This is a genomic window from Streptomyces sp. NPDC088147 (assembly GCF_044741565.1).
GTDB lineage: Bacteria > Actinomycetota > Actinomycetes > Streptomycetales > Streptomycetaceae > Streptomyces.
In genome coordinates this window covers 15,493-29,337 of record NZ_JBIUSY010000014.1, presented here as the reverse complement: position 1 = coordinate 29,337, position 13,845 = coordinate 15,493, and the positions used below count along the sequence as shown (strand labels likewise).

Sequence of the window (13,845 nt, the reverse complement as noted above, 5' to 3'; positions counted from 1 at the left end):
GGAAGCAAGACCGAGGGAAGACGAACGGGGAGGCCGATATGCATCCGACGGTGAAGCCCGCGCTGCGTCGCGCGTGGCGGGAGCGGCAGACCGTGCAGTTCGGGATCACCCCCGCGCACGCGGTGCTGGTGGGGCCGGTCGATACGGCCACGGGCAGCTTTCTGGAGTTGCTGGACGGGACACGCGGGCTGCCGCTGCTGCGGGAGGAGGCCCGCGCCATGGGGCTGCCGGACGGCCTGGCCGATTCGCTGGTGAAGCGGCTGACCAGGGCGGGGCTGATCGACGATGCGGACGCGGGCGGCGGCGCGGCCGACGCGCTGCGGAAGCGGACAGCGGTGCTGGACCGGATGCGGCCCGATCTGGCCTCGCTCTCCGTCATCCATCCGGAGCCGGGGGCAGGTGCGAAACGACTGGCGGCGCGCCGCAGGATGCGGGTCCAGGTCCGCGGCGCCGGGCGGGTGGGCGCGGCCGTCGCGGCGGTGCTCGCGGGCTCCGGGATCGGGCGGGTCGATGTGCTGGACGGCGGGTGCGCCCAGGCGTGGGATGTGTCACCCGGCGGGCTGCCCCCGAGGTCGGTGGGTGAGCGCAGGGACACGGCGGCCCGGCAGTTGGTACGGAGGTCCGCGCCCGGACCCGCGCCGCGGGCGGCGGAGTTCGCGGAGTCGGGCGGCGAGGGCGAGCCGGGGCTCTCGCTGGTGATCGTCGCTCCGCGGGACGGGCTCGCGGCCTACGCCCCCGATCCGGCGCCGGCCGAGCCCTGGATCTCCACCGGAACTCCCCATCTCTATGCGGGAGTGATCGAGGCCACGGGGGTGGTCGGACCGCTGGTGCTGCCGGGCGGCACAGCCTGCGCGGGCTGTGTCGCCGGGGAGCGCGCGGACCGCGATCCGGGATGGCCGAGGATGCTGGCCCAGTGGCGCTCCGGACGCGGCGCCGGTGCCGTTCCGGCCTGTGATCTGGGGCTGGCCACCGCGGTGGCGGGTCTGGCGGCGGCCCATGCCCTGTCGTTCCTGGACGGGGAGCTGCCGGCCAGTACGGGTGCGCGGTGGGAGGCGTCACTGCCGCTGCTCGACTGGCGGTCGGAGCGGATCACGCCGCATCCGGAGTGCCCCTGCGGGGCGGCGGGCCGAAGAGAGGAAGAGCACATGGCCGGGACGGGGTCCTCGCACGACACAATGGCGGGGTAACCGCCGTACGCGGCATGGCTGTCTGGGACTAGGCCCTGTCCGGCCGATCTTCGTGGGCCCGGAACGCCTGGCACGGCGCCTCGCCGCGTTGTCGGAGTCGGCCAAGTACGTCCAGTACGAGGCCGATCCTCCGCCTTGCGATCCACCGCGCCAGACGTCCCGGGTTGATCCACGAAGATCGACCGGACAGGACCTAGGAGGGGCTCAATGTCTGATCTTCCCCGGAAGGCGGTCACCCGTACCGCGAAGCTGGCCACGCTGCCGCTGGGCTTCGCGGGCCGGGCCACATGGGGGCTCGGCAAACGGATCGGCGGGAAGTCCGCGGAGATCGTCGCGCGGGAGTTGCAGCAGCGCACGGCCGACCAGCTCTTCAAGGTGCTCGGGGAGCTGAAGGGCGGGGCGATGAAGTTCGGGCAGGCGCTGTCCGTCTTCGAGTCCGCGCTGCCGGAGGAGATCGCGGGGCCCTACCGGGCGGCGCTCACCAAGCTCCAGGAAGCGGCGCCGCCCATGCCCACCCGTACGGTGCACGCGGTGCTGGCGGAGCGGCTGGGCGAGGAGTGGCGTGAGCTGTTCCTGGAGTTCGAGGACAAGCCGTCGGCCGCCGCCTCGATCGGACAGGTGCACCGGGCGGTGTGGCACGACGGACGCGAGGTCGCGGTCAAGGTGCAGTACCCGGGGGCGGGTGAGGCGCTGCTGTCGGATCTGACGCAGCTGAGCCGGTTCGCCAGGCTGCTGGGGCCGCTCGTCCCGGGGATGGACATCAAGCCGTTGATCACCGAGTTGCGCGACCGGGTGTCCGAGGAGCTGGACTACGCCCTGGAGGCCGAGGCACAGCGGGAGCACGCCGCGGAGTTCGCGGACGATCCGGATGTGGTGGTGCCCGATGTGGTGCACCAGGGCGATCAGGTGCTGGTCACGGAGTGGATCGACGGGACACCGCTGGCGGAGGTGATCTCCGACGGCACGCCCGAGGAGCGCGACCGGGCGGGGCAGTTGCTGGCGCGGTTCCTCTTCTCGGGCCCCGCGCGTACGGGCCTGCTGCACGCGGATCCGCATCCGGGGAACTTCCGGCTGCTGCCCGCGGCGGACGCCGGGGAGGGCGACGACGGCTCGGGCGGTGAACCGCGGCTCGGGGTGCTGGACTTCGGCACGGTGGACCGGCTGCCCGGCGGACTGCCCGACACGATCGGTGAGGCGCTGTGGATGGCGCTGGAGGGCGATGCCCAGGGGGTGTACGACCTGCTGCGGGGCGAGGGGTTCGTCAAGGAGTCCATCGATCTCGACCCGGACGGGGTGCTGGAGTATCTGCTGCCGATCATCGAGCCCGCGGTGGTGGAGGAGTTCACCTTCACCCGCGGCTGGATGCGCACCCAGGCGGCGCGGATCGCCGACCCGCGTTCGCCCGCCCATCAGTTGGGCAAGCAGCTGAATCTGCCGCCGTCGTATCTGCTGATCCACCGCGTGACGCTGAGCACCATCGGCGTGCTCTGCCAGCTGGGTGCGACGGTGCGGCTCCGGGACGAGCTGGAGGCGTGGCTGTCCGGGTTCCTGCCGGAGCCGGAGGACGGGGAAGAGGTGCTGTCACCTGTCGGCGTCGAGCCTGCCCTCGATCACTCTGATGTGGACGCGTGAGCGGTCGGACATGTGAGCGGTCGCCGCGGAAGGAGCGGCGGCCGTCGTGCCGGACGGTGGCCCCGCCCGGTTCCGGGTGGCGAACAACGCACCGCGGGGGCCGGTCCGTCGGGACCGGCCCCCGCGCAGTGACAGCTACTGCCGCCGACTGAGGGTGTTGCCTACTGCATGACGGCCATGGCGAGCGCGCGGCGCGCGCGCATCGATACGCGCTCGGCGCGGCGCTGCATCCGCCGAGCGGCGACCAGGCGCACGGCCCGGCGTTCCGCGTCGGCTTCCCGCATGCGCTCGTTCATATGCGCGCGTGCCAGGGCTTCTGGAATGAGTTGCATCTCGCGGGTCCTGTTCTGACGCGAGTCGTTCGCGCCCATGGTGGTGACGACTGGGGTGGCGGAGCCGCATGGCTCGCTCGGGGAAGAGGTCATCGGAGCCTGCTTCTGGGGATCGTGCGTGAGGGGGCGGTCGATGGTTCCGGTGACGTTCATGCCGAGACCGGGTTCTTGCGCGGACGGCCACGAGGCCGCTTGCGGGCAACCACGACGCCCTGGACGAAGAGCTCCCCACCCCAGACACCCCACGGCTCGCGCCGCTCCTTGGCGCCGGCGAGGCAGGCCTCGATCAGCGGGCAGGTGCGGCAGAGCGCCTTGGCGTACTCGACATCGGCCGGGGACTCGGCGAAGAAGACCTCCGGGTCGTAGGCACGGCAGGGAACGGGTACGCCGAGGTTCTCGATGGCGTCGTCGAGCGCGGTGAGCGCGGTGAGCGGGGTCAAGGCGGAGTCCTCCGTGGAGCGGGGCGGGGCGATCGATTCGGAAGGCGGTACGGACGGGGCGTGCGCTTCGAGTTGCACGGGAGTCGTTCCTCGTCTGGTCGGTCCGGCCTGTTGGCCGGGTGTCGGCTGGTACCGGGTGTTGCGTGTCCCGAGGCCCCTTCGCTCTGTCTCTCCCGTTCGGGACAAACAGAAGGGCCGCGGATCCCGGGTGGGGTTCCGCGGCCCTGAAGGCGCCGGCCTGATGGTGGATCAGGCTGGATCACTCCAGGGTTCGAGCCCACGGAAGGCCCACATCGTGTGGTGCTGCGTCTGCTTCTTCGTTTCGGCACCGGTCGCCGCAAAGGCATAGGCCTTGGCCTCTGCCGCTGCTACTCCTGCTTCCAGTGCCTCGCTCGGTCGCTCATTGCGCTCCAGGACATTGCCGACGCGCTCCCGGACGGGAAGGGCCGACAGACCTGCGGGACGAACGGCGGAGGCGCCGGACAGACCACTGGCGATGAGTTCCGAACGGGAGAAGCCGAGCGGGCAGACGGAGACGACCGAGGGATCGGTCATTTTGGCCGTGCTGATGAAGCTTGCGTAGATGCTGATCACTGGAATCGCCTCCTCTCGGCGTCTCAAGGACCGGCCCGAAGGCCCGTCACACGTATGCGGACAAGTAGAGCACGGTAACAGGGCTTCGGAGAAGCCGTTGTTTCCGTGGTTAAGAACCTATGGGGATTCCCGGGGCGGGCGCAAACTATTTTTGGGTCGAGTTTGCCTCAGCTGTCCCGATCGGCTTCCGCGCACTCTTCACCTGCGCAGATGGCCAGTACATCGGCTCCGAACCGGTCCAGCTTGCGGCTGCCCACACCCGCGATCCCGGCCAGTTCACCCGCGCTCCCGGGCACGGCCTCGGCGATGGCCATCAGCGTCTTGTCGGTGAACACGCAGTAGGCGGGCTGGCTCAGCCGCTGTGCCTGGCCGGCACGCCAGTCGCGGAGCCGCTCGTAGAGCGCCTCGTCCATGTCCGAGGGGCAGTCCTCACAGCGCATCAGCTTCATCTCGCCGGCGTCCGTCAGCGTCTTGCCGCACACCCGGCACAGCACCGGTCCGCGCCGCTTGCGCCGGGCCGCGCCCGCACGCTCCACGGGACCGCCCGCCTCCGCTCCCGCGCCCCGGGCACCGGGGGCCACGGAGCCCGGACGAAGCCCGTTGAGGAAGCGGGTGGGCCGCCGGGAGGCCCGGCCGCCGGGAGAGCGGGAGAGGGCCCAGGAGAGGGAGAGATGCGACCGCGCCCGGGTGACACCGACATAGAGGAGCCTGCGCTCCTCCTCGACCTGCTCGTCGGTCTTGGCGTAGGTGATCGGCATCATGCCCTCGGTCAGACCGACCAGGAACACGGCGTCCCACTCCAGGCCCTTCGCCGCGTGCAGCGAGGCGAGCGTGACGCCCTGCACCGTCGGCGCGTGCTGCGCGGCGGCGCGCTCGTCCAGCTCGGCCACCAGATCGGCGAGCGTCGCCGACGGCTTGGCGCGTACGAAGTCCTCGGCGAGCCGGACGAGGGCGGCCAGCGACTCCCAGCGGTCACGGACGGCGCCCGAGCCCGCCGGGGGTTCGGTGGTCCAGCCCTTCGTGGAGAGCACCGCCCGCACCTGCGACGGCAGCTCGACCACGTCGTCGAGCAGGGAGTCGTTGCCCCCGAAGCGGGCCGCGCCACGCAGCGCGGCGCCCGCTTCGCGTACTTCCTGGCGCTCGAAGAACCGCTCGGCGCCGCGGAGTTGGTAGGGCACGCCCGCGTCGGCGAGGGCCTGTTCGTAGACCTCCGACTGGGCGTTGATCCGGTACAGCACGGCGATCTCACCGGCCGGCACGCCCGCGGCGATCAGATCGCGGATCCGGCGGGCGGTGCCCTCGGCCTCGGCGGGTTCGTCCGCGTACTCCGTGCGGACCGGCTCGGGGCCCGGCTCGCGCTGCGAGATCAGTTCGAGCCGGTGCTCGGCGGCCCGGCCGCGCGCCTGGTTGAGCAGACCGTTGGCGAGATGGACCACCTGCGGGGTGGAGCGGTAGTCACGGACGAGCTTCACGACGGTGGCACCCGGATGCCGGGTGCGGAAGTTCAGCAGATGGTCGGGGGTGGCGCCGGTGAAGGAGTAGATGGTCTGGCTGGCGTCACCGACCACGCAGAGGCTCTCCCGGTCCCCCAGCCACAGATCGAGCAAGCGCTGCTGGAGCGGGCTGACGTCCTGGTACTCGTCCACCACGAAGTGCTGGTACTGACGGCGGATCTGGTCGGCGATGTCGTGGCGGTCCTGGAGGATGCCGACCGTGAGCAGCAGGACGTCCTCGAAGTCGATCACCGAGCGGTCGCGCTTCAGCTGCTCGTACATCCCGTAGATCTGGCCGATCTCCGCCGCGTCGCGCGGGGCTTCGCGGGAGGACTTGGCCACGGCGGCCGGATAGTCGGCCGGCACGGTCTGGGTGACCTTCGCCCACTCGATCTCGGCCGTGACATCGCGCAGTTCATTGCGGTCGAGCCGGATCCGGCAGCGGGCCGAGGACTCGGCGACCAGCTGCACCTTGCGGTCGAGCAGCCGGGGCAGCTCGCCGCCGACCGCTTTGGGCCAGAAGAACTGGAGCTGGCGCAGCGCGGCCGAGTGGAACGTACGCGCCTGCACCCCGCCCGCGCCGAGCTGGCGCAGCCGGCCCCGCATCTCGCCCGCGGCGCGGTTGGTGAACGTGACGGCCAGCACGCTGCCGGGCTGGAGGATGCCCGCGCGCACGCCGTACGCGATCCGGTGGGTGATCGCGCGCGTCTTGCCCGTGCCGGCCCCGGCCAGCACGCACACCGGACCGTGCAGGGCCGTGGCCACCTCGCGCTGCTCGGGGTCGAGCCCGTCGAGCACCGCGTCGGCGTCGCGCGGCGGGGTCACGATCTGGCCGGCGTCGGATTCCCGCGGGAACAGTGGGGAGTGCGTTGCTGCTGTCACCCCGCCATGCTGCCAGGTCTCCCGGGACGGGTGCGGCGGTTGTCCACAGGGGTGCCGCACCGGTCGTACCGATCCGTTCGTAGGACCGGACCGGTGGACGGCCGTGCGCCATGCCCAACGATCGGGGAGCCGAGGGAGCCGAGAGAGCCAGGGGAGCCGAGGGAGCCGGGGAGTCGGGAAGTGGGGAATGGTGGCCGGGTTGCGCGCGTTCGAGAGAATGCGGGCGACGCAATCAGCGAGATGTCCGAGATATCGAGACAGAGGAGCCGAGAGACATGCCGGGCACTGTGACGATGTACAGCACCACGTGGTGCGGATACTGCCGTCGGCTCAAGGGCCAGATGGACCGCGAGGGCATCGCGTACACCGAGATCAACATCGAGCAGGACCCGGAGTCGGCGGCCTTCGTCGAGAAGGCGAACGGCGGCAACCAGACGGTGCCGACCGTGCTGTTCCCCGACGGCTCCACGCTGACGAACCCCTCGCTGGCCCAGGTCAAGCAGAAGGTCGGCGTCTGACGACACGGCCCCGCACGACGCGAGATGAGCCCCCGCCGGACCGCCGTCCGCGGGGGCTCCGCCGTACGCCGCACGGACGGCCGTTCAGGTCAGGGACGGGGCAGCGGCTTCGGCAGGGGCTTGCCGTACCAGAGCTCCACCAGGCGCGCGGCGATCGAGATGCCCGCCGGGGGAAGGATCTCGCCCGTCTCGATCGCCGTCCGCAGGTCCTCCCGGGAGAACCAGCGCGCCTCCTCGATCTCCTCGCCGTCCACCGTGATCTCGGAGGACGTGGCACGGGCCATGAAGCCCAGCATCAGGCTCGACGGGAACGGCCACGGCTGGCTGGCGATGTACTCGACCTCGCCGACGGTGACGCCCGCCTCCTCGAAGACCTCGCGGGCCACGGACGTCTCGATCGACTCGCCGGGCTCCACGAAGCCGGCCAGCGTGGAGAAGCGGCCCTCGGGCCAGTGGACCTGGCGGCCCAGCAGCGCGCGGTCCTCCTCGTCGGTGACGAGCATGATCACCGCGGGGTCGGTACGCGGGTAGTGCTCGGCGCCGCAGGCCTGGCAGCGGCGGATATGGCCGGCCGCCGCGATCACGGTGCGCTCGCCGCAGCGGGAGCAGAAGCGGTGCAGCCGCTGCCAGTTCTCCAGTGCCACGGCGTGCACCATCAGACCCGCGTCGCGCGCGGAGAGCAGCATCCCGGCCTCGCGCAGCCCCGCGGGCCGCGCCGACTGGTCCATGCGTCCCGGGAGCGAGTCCTTCTGGAGCGCGAAATAGCGGACGCCGTCCTCGTCCGTACCGAGGAAGTAGCGGTGGGTCTCGGTGAGGGGCGCCTCGAAGGTCGGGGTCATGACCAGTTCGGTACGCCCGTCAGGGGTGTCGTCGATCAGCACCTGGCCGCCCGACACCACGAAGACGCGGGTCGTCGGATGGCTCCAGGCCGCCGCCAGCCATGCCTCGTCGAGACGGTGGTGTGCCGCGCGGTCGATACCGCTGGGGGCGGTGAGGCCGATGGGTCGGTGTGCGATGGCGTCACCGTTGATGGTGCTCACAGGTACTTCCAACTCCCCCGGATGGATTGGGTTTCTGGTCAGCGGAGTATGTGGCGGGGCCGACGGGACCGGGCGGGGCGCTCAACGCGCGGGTCCTGTCCCGGACCCCGGGGCGGCAAACTCGGGCGCGGAGACGGCAGGCTCGGGCCCGCGGCCGGCAAGCTCCGGCCCCGTGCCGGCGGACTCCGGCCCGGGGCCCGCGAGCTCGCTCCAGAGGTGGGCGGTCGTCTCCGCACCTTTGAGGAGCAGGTCGAGCTCGACCTTCTCGTTCGGCGCGTGCCAGCCGTCCGACGGTACGGAGATGCCCAGGAACAGCACCGGGGCACCGAGCACGTCCTGGAGGTCGGCGGCCGGTCCTGATCCGCCCTCCCTGGTGAAGCGGATCTTCTGCCCGAAGGCGCGGCCCATGGCCCGTACGACCGACTGGAGCGCGGGGTGGTCCAGCGGGGTCAGACAGGGGCGCGTGGCCGCGCCGAAGCTGATCCTGTGCCGGATGCCGGCCGGGATCCTGGCCTCGGCCCAGTCGCGTACGGACCGCTCGATACGGTCCGGGTCCTGGCCCGCGACCAGCCGGAACGAGAGCTTCAGCTGGGCGGAGGACGGGATGATCGTCTTGCCGCCCGGCCCCTGGTAGCCCCCGCCGATGCCGTTGACCTCGGCGGTCGGGCGGGCCCAGACCCGCTCCAGGGTGGAGAAGCCCGCCTCGCCGAGGGTGCCGTGCGACATCGCCGTACGCAGCCACTCCTCCTCGTCGAAGGGCAGCTCCGCGATCAGGGCGCGCTCGGCCTCGGTGAGTTCGGCCACACCGTCGTAGAAGCCGGGGACCGTGACCCGCTCGTGCTCGTCGTGCAGGGCTGCGACGAGCCGGGCGGCGACGGTGGCCGGGTTCGGGACCGCTCCGCCGAAGGAACCGGAGTGGACGTCCTGGTCCGGGCCGTACAGCTCGATCTCGCAGTCGGCGAGCCCGCGCATGCCGGTGCAGACGGTCGGGGCGTCCGCCGACCACATGCCCGTGTCCGAGACGATCACGACGTCGGCGGCGAGGCGGCCGGCCCGCTCCTCGGCCAGCGCGCGGAAGTGCGGGGAGCCCGATTCCTCCTCGCCCTCGACGAGGAGCTTGAGGTGGACGGCGGGGGTGGTGCGGCCGGTGGCGGCGAGATGCGCTCGTACGCCCAGTGTGTGGAAGAACACCTGCCCCTTGTCGTCGGCGGCTCCGCGCGCGTACATACGGCCGTCCCGTACGACCGGCTCGAAGGGGTCGGTGTGCCAGCCGTCCTCGGGGGCGGCGGGCTGGACGTCGTGGTGGCCGTAGACCAGCACGGTCGGGGCGTCCGGGTCCTCGGAGGGCCACTCCGCGAAGACGGCGGGGGCGCCCGGGGTGTCCCAGATCTCGGTGACCGGAAACCCGGTCTCCTTGAGCTTCGCGGCGAGCCAGTCGGCACTGCGCCGCACGTCAGCGTCGTGGTCGGGGTCGGCGGACACGGAGGGGATGCGCAGCCAGTCGGCGAGGTCGGCGAGGAAGGCGGCGCGGTGGGTCTGGATGTACGTACGGACGACGCTGTCCGGGGTGTCGCTCATGATGTCGAGCCTAACGGGCTCAGACTGCCCTCCCGTCTGCCGGTTGTGAGGATCGCTCGTCCGTGGGTGTGTCCCGGGTCTCGCGCGTGCGCCCCGGGTCGGGCCCGCTCGGGCCGCTTGAGACCTCTGCCCCGGTTTCGGCCTCGGTTTCGGCCTCGGCTTCGGTGAGGAGCCGCTCCAGCTCCGGGCGGCCGGGGAGACGGCCGGGACGGACGACCTCCCCGGTCCTCACGTACAGGAACGTCGCCATGACCGCGGCGGTCGGGAGGCCGTGCCGCTCGGCCCAGGCCAGCCGGTAGACGGCGAGCTGGAGGGGGTCCGCCGTCCCCGCACGGCCGGTCTTCCAGTCGACGATCTCGTATGTGAAGGTCTCCGCGCCGGTCGCGGGGTCGGTGTGGGCATAGCGGTAGACGGCGTCGATACGGCCCCTGATCACCCGGCCCGCGAGGGTGAACTGGAACGGTTCCTCCACGCGGTACGGCGTGCGCCGGGCGTACGGCGTGAGCTCGAACGCCTCCTTGAGCGTGGCCAGATCACGTTCGTCCACGATCTCCGGCTCGTCGTCCTCGCCGCCGGGCAGCTCGTCGGGGCCGAGCATCGGGAGCGGCAGTTCCTCGAACCGCGACTCCACCCAGGCGTGGAACCGCGTGCCCCTGCGGGCGGCGGGCCGTGGCGGACGCGGCATGGGCCGGGCCAGCTCCTGGGCGAAGCCGTCGGGGTCGGCGGCGAGCCGCAGCAGCTGGGAGGCGGAGAGCGACGGCGGTACGGGGACGTCGCGGACGGTCGCGCGGGCACGGCTCAGCTCACCGGCGAGGGCGTCGAGATCGCGGTCCCAGGAAGCGAGGGTGCGGCTCTCTTCCGGGGTGAGGCGCGGGTGGCCGGAGGGGGTCCGCCCGGCCTGCCGGGGACCGGGAACGGCGGCCGTGGAGTCGGCGCCGGGGGCGCCGGAAGCGGGGGCGGGAGCGGAGGCGGGAGCGGAGGCGGGGGCAGTCGTCCAGGCGTCCCAGTCGGACAGATCGGCGGCGGACAGGTCGGCATCGGACAGATCCCCGTCGGACAGATCCCCGCCCGACGGGTCGGCATCGGCGTTAGCGCGGAAGGGGTCCTCGTCCGGCGACTCACCATCGAACGGCTCGGCGAGATCCGGTTCGTCCGGCTCCGGTTCGTATGCGTACAGCTCCGCGTCGTCGGGCTCATTGTCGGGCTCATTCAGGTCGGCCGGCTCATCGCGCTCGGCCGCCCCCACCGCACCCGCCGACTCGGCCCGCCCGCCTCCGTCGCTCCCCAGATCCTCCAGCTCCTCCAGATACGACAGCACCGTGTCCGCCGCCGCGCGCCTGCGGGTCAGCGACGGCCCGTCCAGCGGCAGCGGCCAGGCGTGGGAGACGCCCTCCGTCCGCAGGGCCGGGTTGTCCTCCGACTCCTCCGGTTCGTCCGCCCACGCCTCGATCTCGCCGAAGCCCGCCACGCAGTGGTCGTACAGGGCGTGCAGGAAATCGGACGGGCCCCTCGGCCGCTTCTGCGTGGGCCCCCACCAGTGGCCCGAGCCGAGCAGCAGCGAGCGCGGGCGGGTGAAGGTGACATAGCCGAGGCGCAGCTCCTCGGTGTGCTGGTGCGCCTTCATGGCCTCTTTGAAGGACTTGAGGCCCTTCGCGTCCCAGGACGTGATCTCCGGCAGGGTCGGCGCGTCCCCGCGCAGCGCGTGCGGGAGGACCTTGGGCTGGGACGTCCAGGACTCGCGCGCCTTGCCGTTGGGGAACTGTCCGGCGACCAGCCCCGGCACGGCGACGACATCCCACTCCAGCCCCTTGGACTTGTGGGCGGTGAGGACCTTCACCGTGTTCTCGCCGCCGGGCAGCGCGTTGTCCAGGCCCTTCTCGTACTGCGCGGCCGTACGCAGGAACGCCAGGAAGGCCAGCAGCCCGGCCTCGCCGTCGAGCGCCGCGAACGACGCGGCGATGTCGAGGAAGTTGCCCAGCGTCTCGCGGCGGCGGGCGGCCAGCGCGTGCGGGGAGGCGGAGAGCTCGACCTCCAGTCCGGTCGTGGCCAGGACGCGGTGCAGGACGTCCATCAGGGGGTCCGCGAGCGACCGGCGCAGCTCGCGCAGTTCTGTGGCGAGCCGGGCGAACCGGACCCGGGCGGCGGCGGAGAAGGGCAGTCCGTCCTCCGGCGCGCCCGCCTGCTCCAGGAAGGTGTCCAGGGCGTCGGCGAGCGAGATCACCTCCGCGGGGTCGGTGCCCTCGACCGCCGCGGCGAGCCGCGCGTCGGGGTCGTCGTCCCCGTCGGCGCCCGTACCCCGGTGGACCAGCAGCCGGGCCCGGCGGCCGAGCAGCGCCAGATCGCGCGGGCCGATGCGCCAGCGCGGGCCGGTGAGCAGCCGTACGAGGGAGGCGTTGGCGCCGGGATCCTGGAGGACCTCGCACATCGCCACGAGGTCGGCCACCTCGGGGAGATGGAGCAGCCCCGAGAGGCCGACGACCTCGACGGGCACATCCCGGGCCACCAGGGCGCCCTGGATCTCCGGGAAGTCTCCGGCCGTTCGGCACAGCACGGCGATCTCGGCGGGTTCCTTGCCCGTGCGCACCAGATGGGCGATCGAGTCCGCGAGCCAGTCGATCTCCTCCGCGTGCGTACGGAGCAGCGCGCAGCGCACCCCGCCGTCGCGCTCGGCGCCGGGCGCGGGGCGCAGCGCCTCCACGCCCTCGTGCATCGCGCGCAGCGGCCGTGCGAGGCCGTTGGCGAGGTCCAGCAGACGGCCGCCGCTGCGGCGGTTCTCACTGAGGGAGAAGCGGGCGGCCGGGCGGCCGTCGGCGTACGGGAAGTGGGCCGGGAAGTCGTCCAGGTTGGCGACGGAGGCGCCGCGCCAGCCGTAGATCGCCTGGCAGGGGTCGCCGACGGCGGTGACCGCGTGTCCCGTGCCGCCGCCGAAGAGCCCGGAGAGCAGGAGCCGCTGCGCGACCGACGTGTCCTGGTACTCGTCGAGCAGGACGACCCGGAACTCGTCCCGGAGCAGGGCCCCGACCTCGGGTCTGGTGGTGGCGAGCTGGGCGGAGAGGGCGATCTGGTCGCCGAAGTCGAGGAGATCGCGGGTGCTCTTGGCGGCGCGGTAGCGCCCGACCAGTTCGAGGAGTTCGCCACGGGCGACGGCGGTCTCCGGGACCTTGCGCAGCTCGGCGTTGCTGAGGCGCGCGCCCTCCAGGGTGCGCAGCAGGTCGGTGTCGTACGCGCCGAGCCGCGCGGGCCCGACCAGGTGTTCGGCCAGCTCGGCGTCGAGCGCGAGCAGATCGCTGACCAGCGCGGGAAGTGTCTTGGTCAGCGCCGGATACGGTCCCGGCGCGTCCCGCAGCACCCGTGCGGCGAGCTGGAAGCGGGTGGCGTCCGCGAGCAGCCGGGCGGTCGGCTCCAGACCGATGCGCAGGCCGTGGTCGGTGAGCAGCCGCCCCGCGAAGGCGTGGTACGTGGAGATGCTGGGCTCGCCGGGAGGGTTCTCGGGGTCGATGGCGTCGGGGTCGGTGACTCCGGCCCGTACGAGCGCCGTGCGCACCCGCTCGGCCAGCTCGCCCGCCGCCTTGTTCGTGAACGTCAGCCCGAGGACCTGTTCGGGGGCGACCTGTCCGCTGCCCACCAGCCACACCACCCGGGCGGCCATCACCGTCGTCTTGCCGGAACCGGCTCCGGCCACGATGACCTGCGGAGCGGGCGGCGCCGTGATGCAGGCCGTCTGCTCCGGGGTGAAGGGAATCCCGAGAAGCTCCTTGAGCTGCTCGGGATCGGTGAGATGTACGGACACCTCAGGGAGGCTATCCGGCACCACTGACAGCGGGATGGGGTGGCCTCGCGGGCACGGGCCTCAGGTGACGCGGCCTCGCGGGCACGGGCCTCAGGCGACGCGACGTCGCGGGCACGGGCCTCAGCGCGACGCGGCCTCGCAGGCACGGGCCTCAGCGCGACGCGGCCTCGCGGGCACGGGCCTCAGGCGACGCGACGTCGCGGGCACGGGCCTCAGCGCGACGCGGCCTCGCAGGCACGGGCCTCAGCGCGACGCGGCCTCGCAGGCACGGGCCTCAGGCGACGCGGCCTCGCGGGCACGGGCCTCAGGCGACGCGGCCTCGCGGGCACGGGCCTCAGGCGACGCGACGTCGCGGGCAC

General features: G+C 72.5%; 10 protein-coding genes. 3 read left to right on the top strand and 7 right to left on the bottom strand.

The features are described from left to right. Positions 1–38 precede the first annotated feature (38 nt). Both ACIOGX_RS35820 and ACIOGX_RS35815 read left to right on the top strand, forming a co-directional pair. Positions 39–1,187, top strand: a complete 1,149-nt coding sequence (locus tag ACIOGX_RS35820) for a TOMM precursor leader peptide-binding protein (protein WP_401918909.1) — start codon at positions 39–41, stop codon at positions 1,185–1,187. Positions 1,188–1,394: 207 nt separating this feature from the next. Further along, positions 1,395–2,819: an AarF/ABC1/UbiB kinase family protein gene (locus tag ACIOGX_RS35815; protein ID WP_356512366.1), complete on the top strand. Its 1,425-nt coding sequence runs from the start codon at positions 1,395–1,397 to the stop codon at positions 2,817–2,819. Positions 2,820–2,980: 161 nt separating this feature from the next. Here the strand turns inward: ACIOGX_RS35815 and ACIOGX_RS35810 are convergent, their stop codons facing one another. The 4 genes from ACIOGX_RS35810 to ACIOGX_RS35795 form a co-directional block, all read right to left on the bottom strand. Then, complete coding sequence (locus ACIOGX_RS35810) at positions 2,981–3,304, bottom strand: hypothetical protein (protein WP_129770449.1); 324 nt, start codon at positions 3,302–3,304, stop codon at positions 2,981–2,983. After that, on the bottom strand, positions 3,301–3,669 hold the full coding sequence (locus ACIOGX_RS35805; RefSeq protein ID WP_356512368.1) for a WhiB family transcriptional regulator: 369 nt from the start codon (positions 3,667–3,669) through the stop codon (positions 3,301–3,303). The genes ACIOGX_RS35810 and ACIOGX_RS35805 overlap by 4 nt, the downstream gene beginning before the upstream one ends. Before the next feature lie 171 nt (positions 3,670–3,840). Beyond that, a complete protein-coding gene (locus ACIOGX_RS35800; RefSeq protein WP_356512370.1) occupies positions 3,841–4,185 on the bottom strand; it encodes a hypothetical protein in 345 nt (114 codons plus the stop codon). A gap of 167 nt (positions 4,186–4,352) precedes the next feature. Beyond that, on the bottom strand, positions 4,353–6,620 hold the full coding sequence (locus tag ACIOGX_RS35795) for an ATP-dependent DNA helicase UvrD2 (RefSeq protein ID WP_356512372.1): 2,268 nt from the start codon (positions 6,618–6,620) through the stop codon (positions 4,353–4,355). 215 nt (positions 6,621–6,835) lie between these two features. Here ACIOGX_RS35795 and ACIOGX_RS35790 point away from each other — a divergent pair, with 215 nt between their 5' ends. Further along, positions 6,836–7,078: a mycoredoxin gene (locus ACIOGX_RS35790; RefSeq protein ID WP_249954276.1), complete on the top strand. Its 243-nt coding sequence runs from the start codon at positions 6,836–6,838 to the stop codon at positions 7,076–7,078. An 89-nt stretch (positions 7,079–7,167) separates the two neighbouring features. Here the strand turns inward: ACIOGX_RS35790 and nudC are convergent, their stop codons facing one another. The 3 genes from nudC to ACIOGX_RS35775 form a co-directional block, all read right to left on the bottom strand. Next, positions 7,168–8,109 carry an NAD(+) diphosphatase gene (gene nudC, locus ACIOGX_RS35785; protein ID WP_383971342.1) on the bottom strand — a complete coding sequence of 314 codons (942 nt, stop codon included), beginning with the start codon at positions 8,107–8,109 and terminating at the stop codon, positions 7,168–7,170. A gap of 90 nt (positions 8,110–8,199) precedes the next feature. Further along, positions 8,200–9,696, bottom strand: coding sequence for a dipeptidase (locus ACIOGX_RS35780; RefSeq protein ID WP_401918906.1), 1,497 nt, complete (start codon positions 9,694–9,696; stop codon positions 8,200–8,202). A 19-nt stretch (positions 9,697–9,715) separates the two neighbouring features. After that, positions 9,716–13,486: a UvrD-helicase domain-containing protein gene (locus tag ACIOGX_RS35775; RefSeq protein WP_401918904.1), complete on the bottom strand. Its 3,771-nt coding sequence runs from the start codon at positions 13,484–13,486 to the stop codon at positions 9,716–9,718. Positions 13,487–13,845 lie beyond the last annotated feature (359 nt).